This is a genomic window from Phenylobacterium sp. (assembly GCF_031425575.1).
Classification (GTDB): domain Bacteria; phylum Pseudomonadota; class Alphaproteobacteria; order Caulobacterales; family Caulobacteraceae; genus Phenylobacterium.
Genome location: NZ_JANPJP010000134.1, coordinates 1 through 26,386, shown reverse-complemented (window position 1 = coordinate 26,386; position 26,386 = coordinate 1). Strand labels below are relative to the sequence as shown.

Sequence of the window (26,386 nt, the reverse complement as noted above, 5' to 3'; positions counted from 1 at the left end):
CACCCGCGCCCTGCTGACACCGGTGTCCTGGATCTGGGCGGCGGTGACGGCCCGGCGGATCGCCAAGACCACGCCCATCGACCCCGGCGTGCCGGTGATCTGCGTCGGAAACCTCACCGCCGGGGGCACGGGCAAGACCCCGGTGGTGCGCGAGCTGCTGAGGCGCCTGCGCGCGCGGCACGTCGATGCGCATGGGCTGTCGAAGGGCTATGGCGGATCCCTTGAAGGGCCCCTGCAGGTGGACCCCGCCCGGCACACGGCGGCCGAGGTGGGGGACGAGCCCCTGATGCTGGCCGGCGACGCCCCGATCTGGATCTCACGCAACCGCGCCAACGGGGCCCTGGCCGCCGCCTGGGCCGGCGCCCAGGCCCTGGTGATGGACGACGGCCACCAGAACCCCTCGATCAAGAAGACCCTGTCCCTGGCTGTGGTGGACGGCGAGACTCGCAACAACGAATGGCCCCTCGGCGACGGGGCGGTCTTCCCCGCCGGCCCCCTGCGCGAGCCCCTGGCCGTAGGCCTTGCCCGGGCAGACGCGGTGATCCTGATGCTGCCGTCAGACCTTGAGGCGCCGGATCCTGAGCTGGTGGCGGTGTTCGCCGGCAAGCCCGTGCTAATCGCCCGGCTCGCCCCCACCGCCCCGCCCCCGTCTGGGCCGCAGGTGGGGTTCGCCGGCGTCGGCAAGCCATGGAAGGTGGAGCGGTCCCTGCAGGCGGCGGGATGCGATCTGAAGGACTTCGCGCCCTTCCCCGACCACAGGGTCTATGACGAACGCACCCTGCAGGCGCTGGCCGACCGCGCGGCGACCTTCGGCGCGGGGCTTGTGACCACCGAGAAGGACTGGGCGCGCCTGCCGCCAGCGTGGCGCGAGAAGATCACCGCCTGGCCGGTGGCGGCGGTGTTCGAGGACGAGGCCGCCCTCGAAGCGCTGCTGGACCTGGCCCTTAGGCCTTAGCGCCGGCCTTCTGGGCGTAGGCCCAGCTGGCCTTGGCCAGCTGCGGCACGCGCAGGGCCATGGCGGCGGCCTGCGGGCTGTTGGCCGTACCGTCGCGGGCGCGGCCCACGATCCCCTGACAGATCCCGGCCAGCCGGAACATGTTGTAGGAGAAGAACCAGTTGAGGTCGTGCAGGGCCTCGCGATTGGTCAGCCGGCAGTATTCGGCGACGTACTCATCCAGGGTCGGGATGCCGTGGGCCTTGAGGTCCGGGATGGCCGAGATGCCGCCATTGACCCAGTTCATCAGCAGATAGGTGAAGTCGGCCAGGGGCTCGCCCAGGGTGGAGAGCTCCCAGTCCAGCACCGCCACCACCCGCGGCTCAGTGGCGTGAAGCACCATGTTGTCCAGTCGGTAGTCGCCGTGCACGACGGAGGTCCGCTCCTGCTCGGGCAGGCTCTCGGGCAGCCACTTGATCAGCCGCTCCATCTCCTCGATGTGCTCGGTCTCGCTGGCCTTGTACTGCTTGGTCCAGCGATCGACCTGACGGCCCATATAGTTGCCGGGGCGGCCGTAGTCGCCCAGGCCGATGGCCTCGTGGTCGGTGTTGTGCAGGTCAGCCAGGGTCTTGAGCTTGGCCATGTAGATGGCGTGGCGCTCGGCCGGTTCGTATTGGGGCAGGCTCTGGTCCCAGAGGATGCGGCCCTCCACCATGTCCATCACATAGAACATGGTGCCGATGACGCTGTCGTCGGTGCACAGGCCCCAGGACTTGGCCACCGGGAAGCCGGTGGTGTGCAGGGCGGTGATCACCTTGTACTCGCGGTCCACTGCGTGGGCCGAGGGCAGCAGCTTGCCCGGCGGCTTGCGGCGCAGGACGTATTTCTTGTTCGGGGTGACAAGCTGGTATGTGGGGTTCGACTGCCCACCCTTGAACTGGCGGACCTCCAGGGGGCCGGCATAGCCCGCGACATTGGCTTCCATCCAGGCGGCCAGGGCGGCTTCGTCGAACTTGTGGCTCTCCACGACCTCTTTGGTGCCGGTGTTGAGCTGCTCGCGCGCCTGCTCGGTGACTTCGGCCATGGGCGTTCCCCTTGTTCTCTTACGCGTGTTTGAAAACACCATACCGAGCCCCCCGCCCTCACGGCAAGGCAAGAGGCGAGCTTCATACCGGAACTTCGAATATCTAGGCGGGCTTGCCCAGCACCCGCCAGCCGATGTCGGTGCGGTGGAAGCCGCCGGGCAGGTGGATCTGGGCCACCGCCGCATAGGCCCTGTCGCGGGCCACCTGCAGGCTGGGACCCCGCGCGCAGACGTTCAGCACCCGGCCGCCGCTGGCGCGCAGGGTTCCGTCGGCGTCACGCGACGTCCCGGCGTGGAAGACCACTACGTCGGGGCCGAAGTCCTGCTCCGCGCCGGTGATGGCGGCACCGGTCCTGGGGGCGTCGGGATAACCCTTGGCGGCGATGACGACGCAGATGGCGGCCTCGTCGCGCCACACGGGCGCGGGCGTCTGGTCCAGGGTCCCGGTGGCGCAGGCCAGCAGATAGGGGACGAGGTCGCTCTCAAGACGCAGCATCAGCACCTGGCACTCCGGATCGCCGAACCGGACGTTGAATTCCACCAGCTTGGGGCCATCCGCCGTCGCCATCAGCTCCACGAACAGCACACCGCGATAGGGGGCGCCCTCCGCCGCGATCCCGGCGAAAGCGCGCTCGGCCAGGCGCTCTCGGGTCTGGTCCATCAAGGCCTGGGTGAAGACCGGCGCGGGGGAATAGGTCCCCATGCCGCCGGTGTTTGGCCCCTGCTCATTGTCATAGGCCCGCTTGTGGTCCTGGGCCCCGCCGAACAGGATCGAGGTCTTGCCGTCGCAGAGCGCGAAGAGCGAACCGATCTCGCCCACCAGGAACTCCTCGATCACGACGCGCGCACCCGCGGTTCCGAAGCGGCCGCCCAGGGTGTCGTCGATGGCGGCCTCGGCGGCGGCCAGGTCTTCAGCGATCACCACGCCCTTGCCCGCCGCAAGGCCATCGGCCTTGATCACATAGGGCGGCTTGAAGCCGGCGAGCGCGGCCTTGGCCAGGGCCGCGTCCTCGAACACCCCATAGGCCGACGTCGGCAGGCCGTGGCGGTCGCAGAAGGCCTTGGTGAAAGCCTTGGAGCTCTCAAGCTGTCCGGCCTGCGCGACCGGCCCGAAACAGGGAATGGCGGCCTCAGCCAGGGCGTTGGCCAGGCCCGCCTCGACGGAGACCTCGGGTCCGATCACCACCAGGGCGGCGGCGATCTCCCGGGCCAGGGCCACCAGGGCCGGAACGTCCGTGGGCTTGATGGCGCGCAGTTCCCCAAGCGCCACCATGCCGGGGTTGCCGGGTGCGATCACCAGGCGCCCCAGGAGCGGCGAGGCCGCGATCTTCCAGGCCAGCGCATGCTCGCGCCCGCCCGAACCGACGAGGAGGATGTTCATGACCCGCGCTTTCGCCCGGCGAGCCACGCCGGTCAAGCCGCCAGGGCTTGTCCCATCGCACCCGGTTGTGATCTTAGGTCCGCGAGCCCCCGGCGGGCGCCTTCCGATGGACGATTGATGCCCACCACCCTCCGCGACGACCTGGCCGCCAAGGCCTGCGACCCTACCCTCTCCGACCTGATCCTGACCGTTGTGCGGACCAGCGCAGAGATCAGCGCCCTGGTCCGTCGCGGAGCGCTGGGGGAGGTGTTCGGGGCGCTCGAAAGCGAGAACGTCCAGGGCGAAGTGCAGAAGAAGCTCGACGTGATCTCCAACGACATGCTGCTGGAAAGCTGCGGCGCGTCACCGGCGCTGATGGCCATGGCGTCGGAGGAGATGGACGACATCCATCCGGTCCGCGACCTCACGCCCAAGGGCGGCTACCTGCTGCTGTTCGATCCTCTGGACGGCTCCAGCAACATCGACGTCAACGTCTCCATCGGCACCATCTTCTCGATCCTGCCCGCGCCCCGCGTGGACGCGCCCCGCCCGGCCGTCCTGACCGACTTCCTGCAGAAGGGCCGCGCGCAGCTCGCTGCGGGCTACGTGGTCTACGGCCCGCAGACCACCCTGGTCCTGACTCTCGGCGACGGCGTCGACGCCTTCACCCTGGACCCGGAAACCGGCGACTGGCTGCAGACCGGGTCCGGCGTGACCATACCGGTGGAGACCAAGGAGTACGCCATCAACGCCTCGAACCTGCGCCACTGGGCGCCGGCGGTGCGCGGCTATATCGAGGCCTGCCTGGAGGGCGAGACCGGGCCCCGGGGCAAAAACTTCAACATGCGCTGGATCGCTTCGATGGTGGCCGACGTCCACCGCATCATGATGCGCGGCGGTGTCTTCCTCTACCCCTGGGACGCGCGCGAACCCGACCGGGCCGGCAAGCTGCGCCTGATGTACGAGGCCAATCCGATGTCGATGCTGGTGGAGCAGGCCGGCGGCGCGGCCTTCGACGGCCACGGGGCCATCCTCGACGCCGAGGTCACCGACCTGCACCAGCGGATCTCGGTGATGCTGGGCTCACGCGCCGAGGTCGAGCACCTGGAACGCCTGCACCGGGACGCCTGAGGTCAGGCGTCCATGTCCAGGGAGTAGCCGGCCGAGCGCACCGTGCGGATCGGATCGGCCTCGGCTTCCTGGCGGTTCAGCGCCTTGCGCAGGCGGCCGATGTGGACGTCCACGGTGCGGGCCTCGACATAGACGTCCGAGCCCCAGACCGCGTCCAGCAGCTGCTCGCGCGAGAACACCCGGCCGGGGTGCTGCATCAGATAGTCCAGCAGCCGGAATTCCGTCGGGCCGAGGTGGATCTCGCTGCCCGCCCGCTTCACCCGGTGCGCCACGCGGTCGATCACCAGGTCGCCGATGTGGACGCGGTCCTCCGCCAGACCGGGCCGGATGCGGCGCAGCACGGCGCGGATGCGCGCCGAGAGCTCGCTCATGGCGAAGGGCTTGATGATGTAGTCGTCGGCGCCGGTGTCGAGGCCGCGAATGCGATCGCTCTCCTCGCCGCGCGCCGTCAGCATAATGATCGGAATGTTGCGGGTCTCGCCGCGCTGCCGTAGCCGGCGGCAGACCTCGATGCCGGAGACCTTGGGCAGCATCCAGTCGAGCACCACCAAGTCGGGCAGGCGCTCGCTGACCTGGGTCAGGGCCTCCTCGCCGTCCATGGCGACGGCCACGTCGTAGCCTTCCTTCTCGAGGTTGTACTGCAGCAGGGTGGAAAGCGCGTCCTCGTCTTCCACCACCAGGATGTAGGGGATCATTCTCAGATTTCCTTCGCCAGGGCGTCAGTCTTGGGCCGGGCCGTACCGATGGTCTCGGCCCCGGTGATTTCGTAGTGGATGATCTCGGCGATGTTGGTGGCGTGGTCGCCGATACGTTCGAGGTTCTTGGCCACGAACAGCATGTGGGCGCAGGCGGTGATCGTGCGCGGATCGCCCATCATGTAGGTCAGCAGTTCGCGGAACAGGCTGTTGTAGTGCTCGTCCACCTCGTCGTCGCGGGACCAGACAGCCAGCGCCCGGTCGAGATCCGACGCCGTATAGGCGTCCAGCACGTCCTTCAGCCGGCCCAGGACCAGCTTGCCCATCCGCTCGATGGAGCGGGTCAGGGGACTCATCGGCTCGGCCTCGGTCAGCACCAGGGTGCGCTTGGCGATGTTCTTGGCCAGGTCGCCGCAGCGTTCGAGGTTCATGGCGATCTTCATGGCCGCCACGGTCTTGCGCAGGTCGTTGGCCATGGGTTGGCGCAGGGCGATCAGCCGGATCGCCTTGCGCTCGATATCGGCTTCCAGGACATCCAGCCGCTCGTCGCGGGCGACCACAGTCTCGGCCAGGGTGGTGTCGCGGCGGACGACTGCGTCGATGCCGTCGCCGACCTGGGCTTCCGTCAGGCCGCCCATCCGGGCGCACTCGGCGGTCAGCGTGTTCAGCTCGTCTTCGTAGGATTTGACGATGTGCTCGTTCATGTCCGTGCCCCTAGCCGAACCGGCCGGTGATGTAGTCCTGGGTGCGGCTGTCGCGCGGGTTGGTGAAGATCTCCCCGGTGGGACCGGCCTCCACCAGCTTGCCCAGGTGGAAGAAGGCGGTCTTCTGCGAAACGCGCGCGGCCTGGGCCATGGAGTGGGTGACGATGACGATGCAGTACTGGTTGCGCAGTTCGTCGATCAGTTCCTCGATCCGCGCCGTGGCGATGGGGTCGAGCGCCGAACAGGGCTCGTCCATCAGGATCACCTCGGGGCTGACGGCGATGGCGCGCGCGATCACCAGGCGCTGCTGCTGCCCGCCGGAGAGGCCGGTGCCGGGCTGGTGCAGCCGGTCGGCCACCTCCCCCCAGAGGCCGGCCTTCTTCAGCGAGGTCTCCACCAGGGCCTCCAGCTCGGACTTGCTGCTGGTCAGGCCGTGGATGCGCGCGCCGTAGGCCACGTTCTCGAAGATGGTCTTGGGGAAGGGATTGGGCTTCTGGAAGACCATGCCGACCCGGGCGCGCAGGATGACGGGGTCGATGGCGCGGTCGTTGACGTCCTCGCCGTCGAGCTCGATCCGTCCACGGACCGTGGCGCCGGGGATGGTGTCGTTCATCCGGTTGATGCAGCGCAGGAAGGTCGACTTGCCGCAGCCGGAGGGGCCGATCAGGGCGGTGACCGCCTTTTCCGGCACGTCCAGGGAGACGTCGAACAGGGCCTGCTTGTCGCCGTAGAAGACGTTGACGTCGCGGGCGCGGATCTTGATCGCGTGCTGCGGCCCGCCGGTGTGGGCGCGGTCGATGGTGATATGGGCGGGCGCCGAGCCGTGGGCCTGGCTGTCGTCGCGCTGGGCGGGCATAGGGGACCTTGGGATTTGACGTCGGATCATCTGACTACCACCGGCGTTCGAAGCGGCGGCGGAGCAGGATCGCGGCGAGGTTCATGATGATCATGAAGGCGAGGAGGACGAGGATCGCCGCGGCGGTGCGCTCGTGGAAGGCGCGTTCCGAGGCGTTTTCCCAGATGAAGACCTGGACCGGCAGGACGGTGGCCGCCCCGGTGAAGCCCTCGGGCACGCCGGGCACGAAGGAGATCATGCCGATCATCAGCAGGGGGGCGGTCTCGCCGAGCGCGTGGGCCAGCGACAGGATCGCGCCGGTCATGACGCCCGGCATGGCCAGGGGCAGGACATGGTGGACCACGGTCTGGGTGCGCGAGGCGCCGACCCCCAGGGCCGCTTCCCGGATGGAGGGCGGCACCGCCTTCAGCGCCGAGCGGGTGGCGATGATCACCGTCGGCAGGGCCATCAGCGCCAGGACCAGCCCGCCCACCAGGGGCGAGGACCGGGGCACGTGCATCCAGTTGATGAACACCGCCAAGCCCAGCAGGCCATAGACGATGGAGGGCACGGCGGCGAGGTTGTTGATGTTGACCTCGATCAGGTCGGTCCAGCGGTTCTTGGGCGCGAACTCTTCCAGATAGGTCGCCGCCAGCACCCCGATGGGCACGGCCAGAACCGCGGTCACCAGCAGCATCATGGCCGAGCCGACCACGGCGCCGAGCACGCCGGCCTGTTCCGGCTCGGTGGAGTCGGACTTGGTGAGGAAGTCCAGGTTGAAGCCCTTCGAGACGGCGCCGGACGCCTGCATCTTGTCGAGCCAGGTCAGCTGACGGTCGTCGAGCTTGCGCTCGTCCTGGGGCGTGGAGCGCTTCAACTCCCCCTTGTAGTAGAGGGCGGCGTCGGCCTTCACGGGGCCGCTCAGGGTGACCTGCTTGCCGAGGAGGGAGGGATCATCCCGGACCATCTCCAGGAGCTGGAAGCCGAAGTCGTTGGAGATGATGTCCATCATCTTGCCCGACGCCTCGCCGGACGCGTCGTTGGTCTCGCCCAGGCGGGCCAGCATCTGTTCGGCCACCAGCAGGTCAAAATTGGAGTTGGCGATGTCGGCCGCGTTCACCTTGGCGGGGTCGACATAGATGGTCTGGGTGACCTGGTAGTCGATGAAGGTGGAATAGCCCTGCAGGCCGATCCGGCCCACCAGCATCACGAGGAAGCCGAGAGCGAAGACGATCGCCAGCTGGCCGTAGAGCCGGAAGCGCCGCTCCTGGGCGTAGCGCTTCTTCAGACGCGTCTCCAGCCCTTGGCGGAAGGCGGTCTTGTCCTTGGGGAGGGCGCCGTCAGTCATACTGTTCCCGGTACTTCTGGACGATGCGCAGGGCGATCACGTTCAGGATGAAGGTCATCACGAAGAGCGTCAGGCCCAGACCGAAGGCTGAGAGAGTCTTGGGGCTGTCGAATTCCTGGTCGCCGGTCAGCAGGGTGACGATCTGCACCGTCACGGTGGTCACGGTGTCCAGGGGATTGAGCGTGGTCTTGGCCTGAAGCCCGGCGGCCATGGTGACGATCATGGTCTCGCCGATCGCCCGCGACACCGCCAGAAGCATGGCCGCCATGATGCCCGGCAAGGCGGCGGGCAGGACCACCAGCTTCACCGTCTCAGACCGGGTGGCGCCCATGGCCAGGCTGCCGTCACGCAGGGACTGGGGCACGGCATTCATGATGTCGTCGGAGAGGGACGAGACGAAGGGGATCAGCATGATCCCCATCACGGCGCCCGCCACCAGGGCCATCTGGTTCTGCACCTGGCTGAGATAGATGCCCAGGCTGTCCATCGGCCCGCCGATCAGCAGGGCGCCAAGGCCGTTGAAGGCCTCACGGAAGATCGGCCCAACGGTGAGGGCGGCGAAGAAGCCGTAGACCACGGTCGGCACGCCGGCGAGGATCTCCAGGAGCGGCTTGACCACGCCCCGCGTCAGCGGATTGGCGTACTCCGAAAGGTAGATCGCCGAATAGAGGCCGATGGGGGCCGCCACAAGCATGGCGATCAGCATGATGAGGAAGGTGCCCGCGAACAGCGGCACCGCGCCGAACGCGCCCTTGGAGGCGTACTGGTCGCTGCGCATGGCGATCTGCGGGTCCCACTGGGTCCCGAACAGGAAGTCGACCGGAGACACCGACTGGAAGAAGCGCCAGCTTTCCCAGACCAGGGAGCCGACAATGCCCACGGTGGTGAGGATGGCGGTGACCGCGCAGGCCAGGAACAGGACGGCGATCCACCCCTCCACCCGGTTGCGGGCCCGGAAGGTCGGGCCGATCCGAGGATAGGCCAGGGCGAGGCCTGCCAGACCCACCACCACGCCGGCGGCGAGGGCGCCGTACTGGATAAGCTGCTCCAGGCGCTTGGACTGGGCGGCCTTGGCCTCGAGGGCGGTTTTCAGATCTCCGGCGTAGACGGTCTCGCTCGCCTGCGAGCCGTGGGCCAGGGCCCGGGCGTCGTCGAAGAACACATTCTGGCCCTGGGGAGTCAGCGCCGAAACAGCGGCGGGCGGGTCAGCGCGCAGCAGGGCCGCCTCCATGCGGCCGCCGAGCATGGCCGCGGCCAGGACGATCAGGGCCGCGGGCAGGCCGGCCCACAGGGCGACATAGCTGCCATGATAACCCGGCAGGGAATGGAACGAGCCCGCCTTGACCGTCGATGCAAGGCGCTGGGCCTTGTGACGCCCAAAGGCATAGGTTGCGCCAGAGAACAGGAAGAGCGCCAGTAAGGCGATCCAGGTGAGCATCGCGGCTCCCAAGCCAGAACAAGGTGGGAGGTCATCCCACGCCGCGCGGAACCTGCCTGCGCAATGCTGTCCGCTTACGACACTTCTACGACGGTTTTGTAACGACCCCCGGAGACGGGGTCGGCGGCAGTGCGAGAGAGCCCGGAATCAGCGGGAAATAGGCGCTGAAGGTCGCCCCCTCCCCCTCAACGCTTTCCACCGCCAGGCCGCCGCGGTGGCGGTTCATGATGTGCTTGACGATGGCGAGCCCCAGGCCGGTGCCGGACCGCTCGCCGCTCTTCTGGCCTTCGACCCGGTAGAATCGCTCGGTCAGCCGCGGCAGGTGCTCGCGCTTCAGGCCGACGCCGGAGTCGGTGACCCGCAGCGCCGCATAGAGGTCAGGGCCGTGGTCTGGCGTCAGCAGGGACAGTCGCGCCGACTGCGCCCTCAAAGGCGCGGCGGCCGCGTCCGCGGTCAGCCCGCTCACCAGGGCGATCTTCACAGACCCTGCGCGCGGTGAGTACTTCAGCGCGTTGTCCACCAGGTTCTGAGCCACCTGAACGATCTGGTCGCGATCGCCCGAGACCACGGCGACCCCACGGGGTGGCAGGCAGGGAACCAGGGTCACGCCGCGCTCCCGGGCGAGCGGCCCCAGGGCGTCGATCACGTCCATTACCGCGGAAGCCAGGTCCGTCTCGCCCTGAGGAGCGATGTGTTCGTTGAGCTCGATCCGTGAGAGCGACAACAGATCATCGATCAGGCGCGCCATCCGTTCGGCCTGGGTCGACATGATGGTGAGGAACTTCTCCCGCGCGCCCTCGTCGGTGCGGGCGTGGCCCCGCAGGGTTTCGATAAAGCCGGAGAGGGAGGCCAGCGGAGTGCGCAGCTCGTGGCTCGCGTTGGCCAGGAAATCGGCCCGGGTCTGCTCGGCGCGGCGGATGTCGGTCTCGTCACGTAGCACCAGCAGGGCCAGGCGGGAGCCGTCCGGAGCTTCGCCCAGGGGCTTGGCGAAGGCCTTCAGGACCCGGGCCTGGGCGCCGCCCATCTCATAGAGCGCCTGACTGTCGAGACCGCCGAACAGCGCCTCGTCCACCGCCTCCAGCACATGGGGATCACGGATCGCGGTGACCAGAAGGCCTGCCTCAAACTGAATCCGCAGCAGGTCGCGGGCGGCGTCATTAACCATCACGAAACGCCGACCTGTGAGGTCATCGGGTTCATGGGCGGAGATGACTAGCACCGGATCGGGCAGCGCGTTGATGATGCTGACATAGGGCGGCGCGTTTTCGTGCGGCGGACGCGTGGGCGCCAGGAGTGGCTGTCCCTCCGGATCGACCACACGGGCGCTTCGCCAGACCACCGCCAGAACCAGCACCGTGAGGGCCGCCGCCGTCCAGATGGCCACGTCCCGCTCGGCGAACTCCCCCGCGCCCAGGGCCAGCACCGCAAGGATTCCCAGCCCGCCGGTGATCAGCGCCGGGCCCGAGAGCCGGAGCCATCCGCGCGGCGGCGTCTGCGACAAAACGATTCTCCGCGGCTGCAAAGTTTGAGCAGGCCCGAGACTTATGACACTGACATGACAGCGGCCCAAGTGGTGGGGCGACTCGAAATCTGCGACCGGTTCAAAAATAACCTCTACTCATCCGATAGGCTTTGTCCGATCTCCACGGACCACAGTCTCGGAAAACTCAGACAAACCGAGGGGCCAGAGGCCAAATGGCTTTGAAATCGAAACTGCTTCTGGGGGCCACAGGTCTTGTCCTGGCTTGGCCCGGCCTGGCCGCGGCCGATCCCGCCACCGACGCCAAGATCGCCGCGCTTGAGGCGCAATTGTCGCTGCTGCAGGCCCAGATCGCCGAACTGAAGATTTCCACAGGCGCCAGCATCGCCGCCAAGCGGCCCGACGCGAAGACAGCCTCAGCCTCCATCGCGGGCGGCAAGCCGACCATCACCTCCTCCGACGGCAAGTTCTCCGCCACCCTTCACGGGGTGATGCAGCTCGACACCGCCAAGTACGACCAGCACGACCGCCTGCCGGCCGCGGTCACCGCGCGGGATCTGTCGGGCGGCGCGAACTTCCGCCGCGCCCGCATCGGCGTCGATGGAAGGGTCTTCGGCGCCTTCGACTACAATATCCTGTTCGACTTCGGCGGGTCCGGCGCTGAGGATTCCGGGCGGATTCAGGAGATGTGGGTGCAGTACTCCGGATTGAAGCCCCTGCGCTTCCGGGTCGGCGCCTTTGCTCCGCCGCTCGGCCTTGAAGACGCGGCCTCCACTAACGGAGCCCTCTTCCCGGAACGTCCGGCCGCGGCCGACATCGCCCGCGGCCTGGCCGGTGGCGACACCCGCATCGGCGGCGGCGTCATCGGCCATGGCGACCACTGGTTCGCCTCCGCCATCGCCACCGGCGCCCTGGTCCAAAGCCTCAATTCCGCGACCACGGCCTTCAACGCCCCGATCTTCGACGAACAGCAGGGCTACGCCCTGCGGGTCGCGGGCACACCGCTTCATGGCGCCGACTGGCTGATCCATGTCGGGGCAAACGCCAGCGTCGTGGCCCAGCCCACCGACCTGGGCGCGGCCGCGGGGACCCGCTACGCCCTGCAGCTGCGCGAGCGCCCTGAACTGCGGGTCGACGGCTCCCGCCTGGTGGACACCGGCCAGATCGACGCCAGGGGCGCCCAGGCCTACGGCCTGGAATTCGCCGCCCAGAAGCAGAACCTGTACATCCAGGCCGAGTACTTCGATTTCTCCGTGGACCGCCGCAACCCTGCGGTCGGCGCCTCCGACCCCAGCTTCAACGGCTGGTATGCTCAGGGCAGCTGGGTGCTGACCGGCGAGCGCCGCAAATACAACACCACGACAGCAGCCTTCGACGCCCCTGGCGTCGACAAGCCCTTCGATCCCTCGAACGGCCAATGGGGCGCGTGGGAGCTCGCAGCGCGCTATTCGACCATCGATCTCAACGACGCGGAAAACAGCCTGATAGCCGCCGAGCGGGTACGCGGTGGCGAGCAGGATATCTGGACCCTCGGCGTCAACTGGTTCCCCAACCCCGCCGTCAAGTTCATGCTCGACTATTATGACGTCAGCGTGGACCGGAAGAACGCCGCCGGGGCCGCCATCGGCCAGGACTACCGCGCCCTGAACCTGAGGTCCCAGATCGCCTTCTAAGCCTCTTCAATCCAGCCTAAGAGCCAGGCGTCATTCGCAAGAGCCTTTACCGCCCCAGCCTTTCTTCGGGGTGGTTCGCAACCCGTGAGTTGGGCGCCCGTTCTCTGGCCTCGAAGAGGGCCTCGCCATGAACAATCTCTCGATGACCGATATTGTGGGCACGCTGGCGGCGCTCTGCTCCATGGCCAGCTTCACACCCCAGATCATCAAGATCTGGCGCGAGAAGGACGCCACCTCGGTCTCTCTTCGGATGTATGTGGTGACGGTGACCGGGTTCGCCCTCTGGATCGCCTACGGTATCCTGATCGGTAGCTGGCCGGTGGCGGCCTCCAACGTCGTCTGCCTGGCGCTCTCGGCGGCCATCCTGGCCCTCAAGTGGCGCTTTCGCGAAAACGAGGGCTGAGGGCCACCCCGGTTGGCGCCGCGACCGCCGCGCTCTAGATTGCCGCCAACCGCGGGCTGAGCCCCGTACATGACCCACCCCCAATCGCGGCCGACGGCGCCTCGGACTCCCGAGCCCTCACGCGTGACAGGACACCGAGATGTCGAACGACCGTTTTGCCCCGGCTGAAGCCGCCTTCAAGGTGGGAGACCGGGACGAGGGCATTCGCCTCACCGTCGAGCAATTGACCCTCGACCCCAATGTTCCGTCCCGAGTCTATCAGAACTTCACGGCCTTGCTGGTTCGCCACAAGCTCTACGAGCAAGCCGAGCACTGGGCGAGGCTCGCCACCGACCGCTACCCGCGCGATCTTGAGATTTGGAACATTCTGGGCGTCGCGCTGCGCCGGCTCGGACGCCATGCGGAGGGCCTCAAGGCCCTGGACCGCGCCGTCAAGATCAACCCCAAGAACCTGACGCCGCAGGTCAACCGCGGCAATATCCTGAATGACCTGAAGAGCCCGGCGGCCATTGAGGTCTTCACCAAGATCATCCGCCAGCAGCCGACCAACGCCGAACACCAGCGCTCGCTTGGCCGGGCCTACTGGTTCGCCGGCGAGGTGGATAAGGCTGAGATGCGCTTCAACCTGGCGGTCAAGCTGAAGCCCGACTATGTCGACGCCTGGCTCGATCTGACCTCTCTCGCCGCCGAGACGAGGGGCGCGGTGGAGACCTTGCCGGTGTTGGAGCGCGCGGTCGCGGCCCTTCCCCACGACCACCGGATGCGCGAATCCATGGGGGTCATGCTGCGCCGCGCCGGGCGCAACAAGGACGCCGAGACCTATTTCGCCAACCTCCTGACCGAACTCGGCGAACACGGCTGGATCCACTATCAGTTCGGCCTGACCCTCGCCGACTACAACCGGGACGAGGCCAATCTGCAGTTCGAGAAGGCGCATGAACTGGCGCCGGACAACGCCGATTTCCAGCTCGCCCTGGCAGAGAGCTATTCGCGGACCCGCTCCGGCGACGAAGCGGCCAATCTCGAACGCGCCTATCAACTGCTGAAGCCGATTATCGACAAGGTGGGCGGGGGCGCGGGCGCGGTGAAGGTGGCGAGCGACATCTTCGTTCGGGTCGCCGACTACGACGCCGCCGACGCCCTGGGGGACTTCGAGCACCTGGGACGGCTGTGGGCCTCCAACGGCCGCCACACCGCCCTGCTCTCCCACCTGGCCCGGGTCCGCACCTCGCAGGACCGAGACGAGCTGATCTACCAGCACCGCATCTGGGGCCAACAGGTGGAGGCCGCGGTCGCCCGCCGGCCGATCACACACCCGGCGCCTCGCACGCCCAACGGCAAGATCCGGGTCGGCTTCATGTCCTCGGACCTACGGTCGCACCCGGTCGCCTACTTCTCCCTGCCGCTGTTCGAGCAGTATGACCGGGAGAAGTTCGAGGTCTATTGCTACTCCTACTATACCGGCCGGGAAGACCCGACCCAGAAGCGCATCGCCGAGATGGTGCAGGGCTTCCGCTGGAACCCCGACATCAACGACCGGGACGCCGCCCAGGTGATCGCCGACGACCAGCTGGACATGCTGATCGAGCTTGGCGGCTCCACGCATATGAACAAGATCTCAGTGATGGCCTACTAGCCCGCGCCGATCCAGGCGAGCTGGCTTGGCTATCCGCACTCCGCCGGGCTGAAGGCCATCGACTACCTGATCGTCGACCCCTTCATGCTGCCTGAGCGGGAGGGCCTGCTGATTGAGAAGCCGCTGGTTCTGCCGCACGGCTGGTTCGCCCTGTCTTCCGGCGCCTTCAATGACCGCGTGGCCGTGCAGAACCCGGCGCCGGTGGCGCGAAACGGCTATGTCACCTTCGGCACCGCCAACAATCCGTACAAGTACAGCCGCGACATGGTCCGCACCTGGGCCAAGGCCGTCGCCCAGGTCCCCAATTCGAAGTTCATGTTCGTGCGGCCGGAGGGCGGATCGGAAAGTTTCCGCAAGAACCTCGCCGCGATCTTCGCCGAGGAGGGCGTCAGCGCCGATCGCCTCCGGTTCGAGGCGGTGCGCGGCGCCCACCTGCCCTTCTACAACGAGATGGACATCTCGCTGGACAGCTTCCCTCAGACCGGCGGCACCACCACCTGCGAAAGCCTCTGGATGGGGGTCCCGGTTATCACCCTGGTGGGCGAAACCCTGTTCGAGCGGCTCAGCTATTCCAGCCTGATGAATGGAGGCCTGCCTGAGCTCTGCGCCCGCGACACCGAGGGCTACATCGCCGCGGCGGTGAAACTGGGCAAGGATCCCGACTGCATCAGCGAACTGCGCGCGGGCCTGCGCGAACGCATGCGCGCCAGCCCCATCGGTCAGACGGACCAGTTCGCCCACGACTTCTTCGGGCTTATCGAGAAGGCTGTGAAGGGTTAGGCCCGGCCGCCCAGCAGGCCGCGCCGCGCGACCTCGCGGTAGTAGTCGACATAGGCGTCCCAGAAGCCGGCCTCGTCCCAGGCCTGGTCCAGGGTCGGCTCGTCATTGGCGATGATGCGCGGTTCGGGGAAGGTCGTCTGCTCCAGGCAATCCACCGGGCAATCGCGTCCCAGCCGCGTCGAAGCCTCACGAGCGACGCGCAGGGCGAACTCCCCCTGGGCGCCGACATAGCCGGCCGGACGACAGACGCGGTCCAGCTTCGGATTGGCCAGCATCTCGTTCACCAGCGCCGCATAGGCCCGCGCCAGCAGCACGACGGGGATGTTATCGCGCACATAGGCTGGTGTGCGGACAATCGCCGCCTTTCCAGCAAACCAGGCCTGGAACAGCGACCAGACCAGCCGCCCCTCCTCTAGCGGGCCGAACGGTCCATTGATCATGAAGCGTCCGAAGGCCAGCCCCCTCCAGAGGGCCAGGTGACGGAAGCCGTCATTGGTGAGCCGCTTGGACAGGCCGTAGGGCGAGACGGCCAGCCCCTCCGCCGCGTCCTCGAAGCCGGTGCCGGTGGCGATGACGCCCGTCACGCCCGCCGCCGCCGCCGCCTCGAACACCAGGCCGGCCCCGGTCAGGTTGCGGGTTACGCCTGCGGCCACATCATAGTCGGCGTTACGGTAGCCCGGGATATCGGCGGCGTGGTGGGCCAGGATGTCCAGGGGGCCGGCGGTTTTCAGCAGATCCAGGAAGGCGGGCGACCCGAAGGGGGTCTCAAAGACGACATCGGCTACGCCCTTCAGCCGCTGCACCCGGTCGCGGCGCAGCCCCTCATAGTCGGCCTCGGCCCGCTTCAGCGGCGCGACCACCTGGTGCCCCGCGTCGGCCAGGCCCTGGGCGATCCAGACCCCGGTGAAGGACGTCGCGCCAGTGAGCAGGACCCGGGCCATCTCAGGCGCCGTGGTCCGGGTAGGTCGCGTCGCGCTCCGACATCACCACAGGCTGCGCCGGCCAGGCGATCCCGAAGACGGGATCGTTCCAGCGCACGCCGCGCCCGTGCCCAGGCTCGAACATGCGGTCGATCTGGTACAGGACGTCGGTGTCCGGCTCCAGGGTGATGAAGCCATGGGCCATGCCCGCTCGGATCAGCAGGGCGCGGCCATTGTCCGCCGAAAGCTCCGCTCCGGTCCATTTCAGGTAGGTCGGACTGGCGGGCCGCAGGTCCACGGCCACATCGAAGATCGCGCCCCGCGTCACCCGCACCAGTTTCACCTCGGCGCGCGGCGGCGCCTCATAGTGCATGCCACGCAGGGTGCAGGCGGCGATGTTGCGTGACAGGCTGGTCTGGGCCGGAACGAAGGGATGGCCCGCCGCGGCGAACGCCTCGGGGCAGTGCAGCCGCGCGAAGGAACCCCGCTCGTCTGTCGACGGATCGAGCTCCACGACCGTCACGCCGGCGATGGCCGTGGCTTCGAACCGCATCAGCTTATGACCTTGGTCTCCGGCGAGGCGGTGACGAAACGGCCGCCCCAGCCCTTGATGTGCGCCAGCTGCCCCATAATCTCGTCCTTCAGGTTCCAGGGCAGGATCAGCAGGTAGTCCGGCCGGATCTCGTCGACCTTGGCCGGGGCGTGGATCGGGATGTGGCTGCCCGGCATGTAGTGATCCTGCTTGTGCGGGTTGGCGTCGAACACCGCCACGATGTCCCCCGTCCCCACGCCGGCATAGTTCAGGAAGGTGTTGCCCTTGGCCGCCGCGCCATAGGCCGCCACCGACTTGCCCTCCGCCTTCGCCGTGGCGAGGAAGGCCAGGAAGTCGGCGCGCACCGCCTCCACCCGGGCGGTAAAGCCCTGATAGCCCGTCAATGTGTCGAGCTTGGCGGCGTGCTCGCGGGCCCGCAGGTCCCTCAGCGCCTGGGTTTCCTCATGGCTCGACGACTCATGGGCGCAGAACAGCCGCAGCGAGCCCCCGTGGGTCGGCAGGAGCTCGACGTCGAAGGGCCGCAAACCGTTGGCCCGCAAGACCCGCTCCACCGCCAGCAGCGACAGGTAGGAGTAGTGCTCGTGATAGATGGTGTCGAACTGCACCAGCTCGATCAGGTTCAGCAGGTGCGGGAACTCGAAGGTCAGCACCCCCTGCGGCTTCAGCACATGCTGGAAGCCGGCCACAAAGTCCCCGATGTCGGGCACATGCGCCAGGACGTTGTTGCCGGCCATGAGGTCGGCGGCGATCCCGCGCGCCTGCAGGTCGCGCCCCGTGGCGTCGTTGAAGAACGAGACCTCGGTGGGGATGCCCCGCTCCCGGACCGCCACCTCGGCCGTATTGGCGGTGGGTTCGATCCCCAGCACGGGCACGTCCATGGCCTTGAAATGCTGCAGCAGGTAGCCGTCGTTGGAGGCGACCTCGATCACCAGGGACTGGGACGTGAGGCTAAACCGCTTGGCCATCGCCTCGGCGTAGCGCTTGGCATGTTCGACCCAACTCGCCGAATAGGCTGAGAAATAAGCGTAGCCGTCATCGAAGATGGCGTCGGCCGCCACGGGATCGTCGGCCTGCACCAGGAAGCAGGTTCCGCAGACCCGGGTGTGCAGCGGGTAGGACTTCTCGGCGCCGTCTTCGAGCTGCGCCGGAGTCAGATAGCTGTTGGCAAGCGGCTGCAGGCCCAGGTCCACGAAGTCCTGGGTGAGCGGCGCGCGGCAGAAGCGGCAAGCGGGAGCAGTCATCAGAGACCTTCGTAACGCGAGATCTGGTCTCGGCACAGAGTGAGGGCATCGCCGCCGTCGGCCTGCAGGCGATACCAGTCCATGGTCCACTCCACGGCGACCGGCGCGTCCAGTTGGCTCTCGAACCCCAGCAGCTGTCTGGCCAGGCTGGCGTCGATGCCGAGCGACTTGGCTTCCAGGGAATTGGCGTCGGGTTCGTGGCGCCAGGGTTTGGCGCCCAGGGCCTTGACCGCCGTCGTGGCCAGCTCGCCGACCGTGACCTCCGGGCCGCCGGGCCGGGGCCCGAAGTTCATCGCCCGCGGTATTGTAGGGTCGGTGGCCAGGCGCTCGAGATAGAGCAGGTAGCCGGCCACGCAGTCGAGCACATGCTGCCAGGGCCGCGTGGCCTCCGGGTGACGCAGCACCGTGACGCCCTGGGCCTGACCGGCCCGAACGATATCGGCGACGATGCGGTCGCGGGAATAGTCGCCGCCGCCGATGACATTGCCCCCGCGCGCCGTCGCCACAGGCACGGCGGCCTTGTCGAAGAAGCTGCGGGCGAAACTCTGGGTGACGATCTCGGCCGCCGCCTTCGACGCCGAATAGGGATCCTTGCCCCCCAGCGCATCGGTCTCGGTGAAGGCGCGGCCGGTCTCGGCGTTGGCGTAGACCTTGTCAGAGGTGATCACCAAGACCGCCTTCAGAGCCGCCTGCTGGCGCAAAGTCTGCAGCAGATGGGCGGTCCCCAGGATGTTTGAGGAGAAGGTGGCGATCGGATCCTCGATGGAGGCGCGCACGATCGGCTGGGCCGCCATGTGCAGCACCAGGTCGAACTCGGCGTCCTTCAACGCCGCCTCAACGGCTTCCGGATCGCGCAGGTCAGCGATGCGGGAGTCGATGAGGCCGCCGACCCTGGCCTGGTCGAACAGGGCCGGGGTCTGGTCCGGCGCCAGGGAAAGGCCGGTGACCCTGGCCCCCATATGGGCCAGCCAGATCGCCGCCCAGGACCCCTTGAAGCCGGTATGACCGGTCAGCAGGACGCGCTTGCCCGACCAGAAGGCGGGATCGGGTCGGCTCATGTCCAGACGTGCCAGGGCGCCTTGCCCGAAGCCCAGAGCGACTCGAGCTGGTTCTTGTCGCGCAGGGTGTCCATCGCCGCCCAGAAGCCCTCATGCCGCCAGGCCATCAGCTCGCCATCGGCGGCCAGGCCTTCCAGAGGCGCGGTTTCGAACGGGATCTCGTCCCCGGCGATCCGGCTGACCACCTCGGGCTGCAGCACAAAGAAGCCGCCGTTGATCAGGCCATTGTCGCCGGGCGGCTTCTCGATGAAGCGCTCCACGGCGCCATTGACGATGTCCAGCGCGCCGTAGCGACCGGGTGGCGAGACCGCTGTCACGGTCGACTGCTTGCCGTGCGCCCGGTGGAAGGCGGCCAGGGCCGTCAGGTCCACGTCGGCCACGCCGTCGCCATAGGTGAAGAAGAAGGGCTCGCCCGGCTCCAGGTACTTGGCCACCCGCTTCAGCCGGCCACCGGTCATGGTGTCGGGCCCGGTCTCCACCAGGGTGACCTTCCACGGTTCGTGGTTGGTGGCGTGGTACTCCATCGAGCCGCTGGCCAGGTCGACGGTGAAGTCAGCGTTGTGGAGCACGTAGTTGGAGAAGTACTCCTTGATCACGTAGCCCTTGTAGCCAAGGCAGATGATGAACTCGTTGAACCCGTGGTGGGAGAACAGCTTCATGATGTGCCAGAGGATCGGCCGCCCGCCGACCTCGATCATCGGCTTGGGCTTGAGGTGACTTTCCTCGGAGATGCGCGTGCCGAGCCCCCCGGCCAGGATGACCACCTTCATCGGGCGCTCGAAGGGGTATGGCCGCCGGAGGCGGTGCGGGCGAAGATAGCGGTCAAGGCGTTGAAACCTGTTCTGGAATGGCGCAGGCCGGGCCTTTCGGGGGCCCAACCGGCGCGGTCTCCTCCTAATATCGCGTGTCGTCGCGCGCATGAAGTCGTATCCACGCCAAGCGTAGGTTGGAGCCTGCGCCCCTCGCCCGCCGGGTGAGCGCAAGAGGAACCATGCCGCGCGTCGACTTCATCATTCCGGGGTTCCAGAAAGCCGGCACCACGGCCCTGTTCGATCACCTGGGTGATGTGCCGGGCATTGTGCTGTCGACCACCAAGGAAGTGCACTTCTTCGACGACGAGAGCCTCGACTGGTCATCCCCGGACTACCGCGCCTACGAGGCCCAGTTCCCGGTGCAGGAGGGCGCGATCGTCGGCGAGGCGACGCCAATCTACCTTTACTGGCCCAACGCCCTGGAGCGCATCGCGGCGTACAACCCGGCCATCCGCCTGATCATCCTGCTGCGGGACCCCGTCGAGCGGGCCTGGTCGCATTGGCGGATGGAGATCAAACGGGGGGCCGAGCGCGAACCCTTCGCCTGGTGCATTCGGCAGGGGCGGCAGCGGCTGTTCGCCAGCGAACCCTGGGGACACCATCGGGAGTTCTCCTATGTGGAGCGGGGCTTCTACGGCGAGCAGCTCGATCGGCTGTTGCGGATCTTCCCGCGCGAGCAGGTGCTGTTCCTCAAGGCCGAGGATCTGCGCTCCGACCCCAACACCGTCCTGGAGGAGGTCTGCGCCTTCGTAGGCGCGCCGCCACCGCCGCGCACCGAGCCGAGGTCGGTGCATGTGGGACAGGAGATGGGCGGGCTGGACCCTGCCGACGCCGCGCATCTGCGGGCGATCTATGCCCGTGACCTTGCCCGCCTCAAGGATCTGACCGGAATCAGCTTTTAGGCCGTCATAGTTCAGACCTAGGGCTGGGTGAGGATCGTGGCCCATGGGAGTTTCGCCGATGACCTTCGCCCGCTGCGCCACATTGTCGGCCCTGGCGCTTCTGGCCGGCTGCGGTGGCGGAACGCCCGCGGCGACTGAGCCCAAGGCCCGGGTCGCGCCGCCCTCCGCGCCGGCCCCGGTGACGCCACCGCCGGCCGACGCCCCCAGGCTGGCCCTGCCCATCGCCTGTCAGATCGGCGTCACCTGCGAGCTGCAGAACTATGTCGACCGCGATCCGGGGCCCGCGGAGCAGGACTATCGCTGTGGCCGGCGTACCTATGAGGCCCATGGCGGGATCGATTTCCGGATCCCCGACATGGCGGCGCAGCGGGTTGGGGTCGTCGTCCTGGCCGCCGCGCCGGGCACGGTGAGCCGTCTGCGCGACGGGGTGGAGGACATTTCTGTCCGCACGCCCGGCGTCGATGTCTCCAATCGCCAGTGCGGCAACGGCGTCGTGGTCGATCATGGGAGCGGCTGGGAGACCCAGTACTGCCATCTGGCCCGGGGCAGCATCATCGTGAAGGCCGGGGACCCGATCGTCACCGGTCAGCCGCTGGCCAGGGTCGGACTGTCGGGCAACACCGAGTATCCGCATCTCCACCTCACCGTCCGCCACAAGGGGGTGACCATCGATCCCTTCGCCCCGACACCGGGGGCGGCCTGCAATCCGGCGGCCGGCGCGGCGTCAAGTCTCTGGGATGGCCCGACGGGTCAGATGCTGGCCTACCAGGATGGCGCGGTGCTCAATGCCGGGTTCGCCGCCGGACCGGTGACACCCGAGGCCGTGGAGGCCGGCGGCGTCCCGCAGCCCACAGCCGGGAGCGCGATGATGATCGCCTATCTCCGGGCCATCGGGCTCAAGAGTGGGGACGTCCAGGAGTTCACCCTCACGGCGCCGGGCGGCGAGGTCCTGGCGACATCACGGCAGGCGCCCCTCGACAAGGACAAGGCGCAATATCTGCTCTACGTGGGCAAGAAGCGTCCTGCGTCAGGCTGGTCCCAGGGGGTTTATACCGCGCGCTATACTGTGATCCGCTCGGGCGCGACGGCCCTGCGGCGCGAGTACCGGCTGACCTTCTAGCGCCCGCGGTTCCCTGGGACCCGGCGGGTAGCACTGATGCTCTCGAACTGTTGATTTCGCGCAGGGCGGGATTTTCTTTCGCCCCTCGTTGAATTGGATTACAGTTTTTTGTCAGCCTAGCTCTCCAAGGCTGTGTCGCTTTGGCCGGGCGGTCAACTCCAGGGTTTGCCGCCCGGCCTCTCGCCTCCCTCCCGAAATTCATGATCTTTCGACAGGCCCTTCAAGGGGCGCCGGTAGGTGTCAGGTCTCGCTGGCCTGTGTCACGTCCGGCGGCGACACCTGTTCAATCACCGCGAACTTTACGAGCCACAGCAGACCGCGCTCGAGGAAGCCCTGGCGGCGGACCGCGAAGAGCGCCACCAGATCTGCGACCGTGGCTTGCTCATGTTCGGCCAGGTGACTGAGAGCCAGATCGATTTCAGCGAGCCCCGGCAAGGCCCAGGCGCCCATGGCGCTCAGCTCCGCTGTCAGCCGGGTCCGAGCCAAGGCCTGCGTCATGCCCGGGGCCATTCGCAGCAAGGTCTCGGACGACAGGGGGCCGGTCGGATAGGTGGCGAAGAGCTGGAAGGGGTCTAGCCGCCGGGGGTTGTCCACGATGACCGCGAGATCTGGCGCCTCGGGGGCGGCGGCGGCGCGACGGGCGGCTAGCTCGCTCCAGAGCGCCTGATAGCGCGGGATGATCGCCGACCAGTCGAAGTGCGCCTGGGCCTGCCGCGCCGCGGCCTGGCCCATTGTCCGTCGGAGATCTGGATTGGTGACCAGGGCGCTGATCGCCGTCACCGCGGCCGGGTGGTCGATCCCGGTCATCTGAGCCGTCGCGGCGAGATACGCCTCGTAGGTCACCCAGCCGTTGGCGAAATGGTAGGCGAGGTCGCGGCCGAGACCTGGGCGCGGCGCGGTGGTGGCGATGCGGAAGCCGTCGATTCCGTGCCGAACCGTTTCCCGGTAGCCGTTCCAGTCGGTGACCACGGACGGCAGGCCAGCCGCCATCGCCTCCACCGGGGTGAGGCCGAAGGTCTCCTGGACGTTCTCGGAAAACGAAATGAAGACGTCTGCGGCCGACCAGATCGAGAAGCGGGTTTCGGGCGGCCGGCCGTCGACCGGCCGGTAGTGGATGCTGGGGCAGAAGGCCTGGGTCTGTTTGTGGAAGTCCGCGGTCGTGTCGTCGGTGGCCGACCAGCCGGCCACGATCCAGTAGATGGGCTTGCCGGTGGAGACGGCGGCGGCCTCCAGGGCAAGGGCCATGGTGGCGGGGTTCATCTTTGCGGCGGCGTGAAAGCGTCCCAGATAGAGGGCCACGACCGCGTCCTGCGGAATGTCGAGACACTCGCGCCAGGCCGTCCTCTGCTCCGCCGACCGGGCGAAGTCGGAGGCGTTCACACCGAGCGGGATCGTGGCGAGCTCTGGCGTGGGGAAGCGGGTGGCGCCGAGCCGGGCCCGCAGGTGCTCCCGGGTCTGTTCCAGGAGCGCCTGGACGCTGGAGCGGACGGCGTCGGAGGTGCAGATCAGGGCGTCCCAGGCCTCGACCGGCGCGGTCATCATGTCCGCCAGAAGGTCGGTCGCCAGGTGTGTGGCGGTCGTGTGGGTGATGCCGCACAGGCTGTAGCGGGTTCGTCCCAGGGGCCGCCGGGTCCAGGCCTCCGGCGCGAGGGTCGGCTGCGGCAGATACAGGCAACCCGGGTCAGACAGTTGTCCTCGCGCGGTGCGATCGAGCCAGCGCACGGGCCGCGCGTGCGGCTCGATGCGATCCAGCAGGGGCTGAAAATTGGCAGGGGGCCGGGTGCTGGCGTTGAACAGGTGAACCTTGTCGGCCTGCGCGTGGCGCAGATAGCCCCGCAGGAAGCTCTCGCCGGCCGAGTGCCGCCCCATGAGCCGGGTGCCGGTCGTGTCGTAGCCGTCCGGGTGGAAGAAGATCGCCGCGTTGCTCATGGGCCTAGGCCCTAGCTGATAAGCCGGCGCGAGACAAATGGCGCAAAAGAAAGGGGCCGCCCCGAAGGACGGCCCCAGACTTAGAGGTAGGTCGAGTTCGTCTTAGGCGACGAAGTCGGTGTTGGCCAGCGTGACCAGGCCCGTGAGCTTGATCGCGTTGGTCACAGCGTTAGTGCCCGAGCTGTCAGCGAACACGTAGGTGCCCACGTCAGCGCCGGCGGCCACTTGGATCACCACGATATCGCGCGAACCGCCGCCGATCAGCGAGGTGGCATCAGCAAGGGCTTGCGCGTAGTTGGCCGCCGAGGACCCGACCAGGAAGTTCCCGGCCGTACCCACAACACCGAGAGCGAAGCTGTCAGCGCCCACACTGTTGAAGTCGGCGATCAGATCAGGCGTCCCCGAAGTGGAGTCACCCGCGGCGAAGACAAAGCGATCCGTGCCGCCGCCGCCAGTGATGGTGTCCTGGCCAGCGCCGGCCGTGATGGTTTCGGCGCCCGACCCACCGGTCAGGACGTCGACGCCGAGGCCGCCGGAGATGGACCCGCCACCGCTGCTCGTGCTGGTGATGGTGTCGTTGCCATCGTCGCCCGAGAGGGTGTTCGCGCTGGCACCCGAGACCGTGATCGAGTCGTTATCCGCGCCGCCCGACACGTTGTTGGCGCCATCGCCAGCGGCGATGGTGTCAGCACCCGTACCGCCCGTGACCGTGTCGGCACCGGCCAGCGTGGTGATGCGGTCAGCACCGGCCCCGCCGTCGGCGAGGTTTGTGCCACCAATACCACCCGCGAGGGTGTCAGCGTCGTCGCCACCGAGCATGGTGTCGAGACCCGTGCCACCCAGGATGCTGTCGGCGCCAGCGCCGCCATCGGCGTAGTTGGTGTCGTTGCCGCCCGTGATGGTGTCGTTGCCATCATTGCCGAACATCGTGTCACGGCCCGTACCACCGGCACCGCCAGTGATGGAATCGTTGCCCGCGTCGCCGGTGGCGTAGTTGGTGCCATCACCGAGGCTGACGGCGTCGTTGCCGGCGCCCGAGGTCACAGTGTCGTTGTTGGCCCCGCCGACGTAAAGGTCGTTGCCGTTGCCGAGATCGGCCACGTCATTGCCGCCGCTCGCCAAGTTGCTGATGGCGTCGTCGCCTTCGCCGCCGAAGGAGGTGTCCGCGCCAGCGCCGGTCGCGATGGAGTCGTTGCCCAGGTCACCGAAGATCAGGTCAGCGCCACCGGCGCCGTCGATGGTGTCCGAACCTTGACCACCGAGGATGGTGTCGGTGTCCGCGCCGCCAGTGACGGAGTCGTCGCCGAGGTTGCCGTGGGCGTAGTTGGAGCCCGCGCCGGTGACGATGGTGTCGTTGCCTTGACCGCCGAGCAGGGTGTCGTTGACCGCGCCGCCAGTGATCGAGTCGGCGCCTTGGTTGCCCTGAGCGGTGTTGGTGCCCGCGCCGGTGTCGATGATGTCGTCACCTTCGCCGCCGAAGATCACGTCGTTGCCGGCGCCCGCCGTCAAGGTGTCGTTGCCGACGCCGCCGTCGAGCGAGTTGGCGCCATCGCCAGCGACGATGCTGTCGTTGCCGTCAACGCCGGTGATGGTGTCAGCGCCGGTGCCGGCGGCGATGGTGTCGTTGCCCAGATCGCCGAACAGCAGGTTGGCGCCGTTTTGGGCGTCGATGTTGTCGTTGCCTTGACCGCCCAGGATGGTGTCGGCGCCGGTGCTGCTGCCAGCCAGGATGCTGTCGTTGCCCAGGTTGCCGTGGACGTAGTTGGCGCCGTCGCCAGCCGAGACGCTGTCATCGCCCTGGCCGCCCAGGATGGTGTCGGCGCTGGTGCCGGCGATCAGGGTGTCGGCGCCTTGGTTGCCCTGAAGGTAGTTCGCACCTTCACCACCGAGCAGGGTGTCAGCGCCCGCGCCGCCGAACAGGGCGTCACGATTCCCACTACCGGTGATCCCGGTGGTGTCATTGCTGTTGGAACCGATGACCAGCACCGTGCCGTCGTTGAAGAAGCTGAGGTTGTTGGCCCCGCCCACGAAATTCTGGTCGTTGATACCCACCGAGATGGTCCGGCCGGCGTAGGTGATGTCGATGCGCGAAGGGCTGGCGCCCGCCGCCGGGACGTAGACGACGGTGACGTTTTGCGCCGTCGCCACGCTCGGGAAGTTCAGGACGTCGGTCGGAGTAAAGGATGCCGCCTGCGTCGCCGTGATCGTATCGAAATTATAAGTCGCCATGAGTCTCTCCAGTCATGTGTCACACGGACCGCCTGAAAACGCCTGGCCACCTATGCCGAATGGCGCGGTCCCAGGAAGTCCTTACCGTCCGCCATAACATGGTCGTGGCGAAGGTTAAACG

At 67.7% G+C, this 26,386-nt stretch carries 23 protein-coding genes; 8 read left to right on the top strand and 15 right to left on the bottom strand.

The window, feature by feature from the left end; genetic code table 11:
* Positions 1-955: tetraacyldisaccharide 4'-kinase (gene lpxK / locus RMO97_RS08080; protein ID WP_310540191.1), on the top strand; the 955-nt coding region annotated here is incomplete at its 5' end.
* Here lpxK and RMO97_RS08075 read toward each other — a convergent pair.
* Complete coding sequence (locus RMO97_RS08075) at positions 945-2,018, bottom strand: phosphotransferase family protein (RefSeq protein WP_310540189.1); 1,074 nt, start codon at positions 2,016-2,018, stop codon at positions 945-947. The genes lpxK and RMO97_RS08075 overlap by 11 nt on opposite strands.
* Before the next feature lie 103 nt (positions 2,019-2,121).
* Positions 2,122-3,399: a phosphoribosylamine--glycine ligase gene (gene purD / locus RMO97_RS08070; protein WP_310540187.1), complete on the bottom strand. Its 1,278-nt coding sequence runs from the start codon at positions 3,397-3,399 to the stop codon at positions 2,122-2,124.
* Between the two features lie 117 nt (positions 3,400-3,516).
* Here purD and RMO97_RS08065 point away from each other — a divergent pair, with 117 nt between their 5' ends.
* The gene (locus tag RMO97_RS08065; protein WP_310540184.1) at positions 3,517-4,509 is read left to right on the top strand and encodes a class 1 fructose-bisphosphatase; all 993 of its coding nucleotides are present in this window, start codon (positions 3,517-3,519) and stop codon (positions 4,507-4,509) included.
* 2 nt (positions 4,510-4,511) lie between these two features.
* On the opposite strand, the gene phoB is transcribed toward RMO97_RS08065, so the two are convergent.
* From phoB to RMO97_RS08035, 6 genes are all read right to left on the bottom strand, one after another.
* A complete protein-coding gene (gene phoB / locus RMO97_RS08060) occupies positions 4,512-5,204 on the bottom strand; it encodes a phosphate regulon transcriptional regulator PhoB (protein WP_310540181.1) in 693 nt (230 codons plus the stop codon).
* A gap of 2 nt (positions 5,205-5,206) precedes the next feature.
* On the bottom strand, positions 5,207-5,908 hold the full coding sequence (gene phoU / locus RMO97_RS08055) for a phosphate signaling complex protein PhoU (protein ID WP_310540179.1): 702 nt from the start codon (positions 5,906-5,908) through the stop codon (positions 5,207-5,209).
* Between the two features lie 10 nt (positions 5,909-5,918).
* A complete protein-coding gene (gene pstB, locus RMO97_RS08050; protein WP_310540178.1) occupies positions 5,919-6,764 on the bottom strand; it encodes a phosphate ABC transporter ATP-binding protein PstB in 846 nt (281 codons plus the stop codon).
* 34 nt (positions 6,765-6,798) lie between these two features.
* Complete coding sequence (pstA, locus tag RMO97_RS08045) at positions 6,799-8,091, bottom strand: phosphate ABC transporter permease PstA (protein ID WP_310540176.1); 1,293 nt, start codon at positions 8,089-8,091, stop codon at positions 6,799-6,801.
* Complete coding sequence (pstC, locus tag RMO97_RS08040) at positions 8,084-9,529, bottom strand: phosphate ABC transporter permease subunit PstC (protein ID WP_310540174.1); 1,446 nt, start codon at positions 9,527-9,529, stop codon at positions 8,084-8,086. Before pstC ends, pstA begins: the two co-directional genes overlap by 8 nt.
* A gap of 85 nt (positions 9,530-9,614) precedes the next feature.
* Complete coding sequence (locus RMO97_RS08035) at positions 9,615-11,036, bottom strand: sensor histidine kinase (RefSeq protein ID WP_409035297.1); 1,422 nt, start codon at positions 11,034-11,036, stop codon at positions 9,615-9,617.
* 188 nt (positions 11,037-11,224) lie between these two features.
* Between RMO97_RS08035 and RMO97_RS08030 the strand changes: the two genes are divergently transcribed.
* From RMO97_RS08030 to RMO97_RS08015, 4 genes are all read left to right on the top strand, one after another.
* Complete coding sequence (locus RMO97_RS08030) at positions 11,225-12,682, top strand: porin (RefSeq protein WP_310540170.1); 1,458 nt, start codon at positions 11,225-11,227, stop codon at positions 12,680-12,682.
* A gap of 127 nt (positions 12,683-12,809) precedes the next feature.
* Positions 12,810-13,085: a SemiSWEET transporter gene (locus RMO97_RS08025; RefSeq protein WP_310540168.1), complete on the top strand. Its 276-nt coding sequence runs from the start codon at positions 12,810-12,812 to the stop codon at positions 13,083-13,085.
* Positions 13,086-13,224: 139 nt separating this feature from the next.
* Positions 13,225-14,721 (top strand): tetratricopeptide repeat protein, encoded by a 1,497-nt coding sequence (locus tag RMO97_RS08020; protein WP_310540167.1) that lies wholly within the window; start codon positions 13,225-13,227, stop codon positions 14,719-14,721.
* Between the two features lie 84 nt (positions 14,722-14,805).
* On the top strand, positions 14,806-15,501 hold the full coding sequence (locus RMO97_RS08015) for a hypothetical protein (RefSeq protein ID WP_310540165.1): 696 nt from the start codon (positions 14,806-14,808) through the stop codon (positions 15,499-15,501).
* Here RMO97_RS08015 and RMO97_RS08010 read toward each other — a convergent pair.
* Genes RMO97_RS08010 through rfbF form a run of 5 tightly spaced genes read right to left on the bottom strand, consistent with a single transcriptional unit; the run spans position 15,498 to position 20,043 of the window.
* Positions 15,498-16,442, bottom strand: a complete 945-nt coding sequence (locus RMO97_RS08010; protein ID WP_310540162.1) for an NAD-dependent epimerase/dehydratase family protein — start codon at positions 16,440-16,442, stop codon at positions 15,498-15,500. The genes RMO97_RS08015 and RMO97_RS08010 overlap by 4 nt on opposite strands.
* 1 nt (position 16,443) lies before the next feature.
* Entirely contained in the window at positions 16,444-16,974 is a 531-nt protein-coding gene (locus RMO97_RS08005; RefSeq protein WP_310540160.1) for a dTDP-4-dehydrorhamnose 3,5-epimerase family protein, read from the bottom strand.
* Positions 16,974-18,215 (bottom strand): class I SAM-dependent methyltransferase, encoded by a 1,242-nt coding sequence (locus tag RMO97_RS08000; protein WP_310540158.1) that lies wholly within the window; start codon positions 18,213-18,215, stop codon positions 16,974-16,976. Before RMO97_RS08000 ends, RMO97_RS08005 begins: the two co-directional genes overlap by 1 nt.
* On the bottom strand, positions 18,215-19,273 hold the full coding sequence (gene rfbG, locus RMO97_RS07995; RefSeq protein WP_310540156.1) for a CDP-glucose 4,6-dehydratase: 1,059 nt from the start codon (positions 19,271-19,273) through the stop codon (positions 18,215-18,217). Before rfbG ends, RMO97_RS08000 begins: the two co-directional genes overlap by 1 nt.
* Complete coding sequence (gene rfbF / locus RMO97_RS07990) at positions 19,270-20,043, bottom strand: glucose-1-phosphate cytidylyltransferase (RefSeq protein WP_310540154.1); 774 nt, start codon at positions 20,041-20,043, stop codon at positions 19,270-19,272. The genes rfbG and rfbF overlap by 4 nt, the downstream gene beginning before the upstream one ends.
* A 221-nt stretch (positions 20,044-20,264) precedes the next feature.
* Here rfbF and RMO97_RS07985 point away from each other — a divergent pair, with 221 nt between their 5' ends.
* Positions 20,265-20,987: a sulfotransferase domain-containing protein gene (locus RMO97_RS07985; RefSeq protein ID WP_310540153.1), complete on the top strand. Its 723-nt coding sequence runs from the start codon at positions 20,265-20,267 to the stop codon at positions 20,985-20,987.
* A 43-nt stretch (positions 20,988-21,030) separates the two neighbouring features.
* A complete protein-coding gene (locus tag RMO97_RS07980; protein ID WP_310540151.1) occupies positions 21,031-22,107 on the top strand; it encodes a M23 family metallopeptidase in 1,077 nt (358 codons plus the stop codon).
* A 240-nt stretch (positions 22,108-22,347) separates the two neighbouring features.
* Here RMO97_RS07980 and RMO97_RS07975 read toward each other — a convergent pair whose 3' ends face one another.
* Positions 22,348-24,036 carry a glycosyltransferase family 4 protein gene (locus RMO97_RS07975; RefSeq protein WP_310540150.1) on the bottom strand — a complete coding sequence of 563 codons (1,689 nt, stop codon included), beginning with the start codon at positions 24,034-24,036 and terminating at the stop codon, positions 22,348-22,350.
* A 102-nt stretch (positions 24,037-24,138) separates the two neighbouring features.
* On the bottom strand, positions 24,139-26,265 hold the full coding sequence (locus RMO97_RS07970; protein WP_310540148.1) for a calcium-binding protein: 2,127 nt from the start codon (positions 26,263-26,265) through the stop codon (positions 24,139-24,141).
* Positions 26,266-26,386: the final 121 nt, after the last annotated feature.

What these genes read in the sequence shown, in the direction of transcription:
- RMO97_RS08075 (WP_310540189.1), bottom strand. Translation starts at nt 2,018, where the DNA reads ATGGCCGAAGTCACCGAGCAGGCGCGCGAGCAGCTCAACACCGGCACC.
- purD (WP_310540187.1), bottom strand. Translation starts at nt 3,399, where the DNA reads ATGAACATCCTCCTCGTCGGTTCGGGCGGGCGCGAGCATGCGCTGGCC.
- RMO97_RS08065 (WP_310540184.1), top strand. Translation starts at nt 3,517, where the DNA reads ATGCCCACCACCCTCCGCGACGACCTGGCCGCCAAGGCCTGCGACCCT.
- phoB (WP_310540181.1), bottom strand. Translation starts at nt 5,204, where the DNA reads ATGATCCCCTACATCCTGGTGGTGGAAGACGAGGACGCGCTTTCCACC.
- phoU (WP_310540179.1), bottom strand. Translation starts at nt 5,908, where the DNA reads ATGAACGAGCACATCGTCAAATCCTACGAAGACGAGCTGAACACGCTG.
- pstB (WP_310540178.1), bottom strand. Translation starts at nt 6,764, where the DNA reads ATGCCCGCCCAGCGCGACGACAGCCAGGCCCACGGCTCGGCGCCCGCC.
- pstA (WP_310540176.1), bottom strand. Translation starts at nt 8,091, where the DNA reads ATGACTGACGGCGCCCTCCCCAAGGACAAGACCGCCTTCCGCCAAGGG.
- pstC (WP_310540174.1), bottom strand. Translation starts at nt 9,529, where the DNA reads ATGCTCACCTGGATCGCCTTACTGGCGCTCTTCCTGTTCTCTGGCGCA.
- RMO97_RS08030 (WP_310540170.1), top strand. Translation starts at nt 11,225, where the DNA reads ATGGCTTTGAAATCGAAACTGCTTCTGGGGGCCACAGGTCTTGTCCTG.
- RMO97_RS08025 (WP_310540168.1), top strand. Translation starts at nt 12,810, where the DNA reads ATGAACAATCTCTCGATGACCGATATTGTGGGCACGCTGGCGGCGCTC.
- RMO97_RS08020 (WP_310540167.1), top strand. Translation starts at nt 13,225, where the DNA reads ATGTCGAACGACCGTTTTGCCCCGGCTGAAGCCGCCTTCAAGGTGGGA.
- RMO97_RS08015 (WP_310540165.1), top strand. Translation starts at nt 14,806, where the DNA reads ATGCTGCCTGAGCGGGAGGGCCTGCTGATTGAGAAGCCGCTGGTTCTG.
- RMO97_RS08010 (WP_310540162.1), bottom strand. Translation starts at nt 16,442, where the DNA reads ATGGCCCGGGTCCTGCTCACTGGCGCGACGTCCTTCACCGGGGTCTGG.
- RMO97_RS08005 (WP_310540160.1), bottom strand. Translation starts at nt 16,974, where the DNA reads ATGCGGTTCGAAGCCACGGCCATCGCCGGCGTGACGGTCGTGGAGCTC.
- RMO97_RS08000 (WP_310540158.1), bottom strand. Translation starts at nt 18,215, where the DNA reads ATGACTGCTCCCGCTTGCCGCTTCTGCCGCGCGCCGCTCACCCAGGAC.
- rfbG (WP_310540156.1), bottom strand. Translation starts at nt 19,273, where the DNA reads ATGAGCCGACCCGATCCCGCCTTCTGGTCGGGCAAGCGCGTCCTGCTG.
- rfbF (WP_310540154.1), bottom strand. Translation starts at nt 20,043, where the DNA reads ATGAAGGTGGTCATCCTGGCCGGGGGGCTCGGCACGCGCATCTCCGAG.
- RMO97_RS07985 (WP_310540153.1), top strand. Translation starts at nt 20,265, where the DNA reads ATGCCGCGCGTCGACTTCATCATTCCGGGGTTCCAGAAAGCCGGCACC.
- RMO97_RS07980 (WP_310540151.1), top strand. Translation starts at nt 21,031, where the DNA reads ATGGGAGTTTCGCCGATGACCTTCGCCCGCTGCGCCACATTGTCGGCC.
- RMO97_RS07975 (WP_310540150.1), bottom strand. Translation starts at nt 24,036, where the DNA reads ATGAGCAACGCGGCGATCTTCTTCCACCCGGACGGCTACGACACGACC.
- RMO97_RS07970 (WP_310540148.1), bottom strand. Translation starts at nt 26,265, where the DNA reads ATGGCGACTTATAATTTCGATACGATCACGGCGACGCAGGCGGCATCC.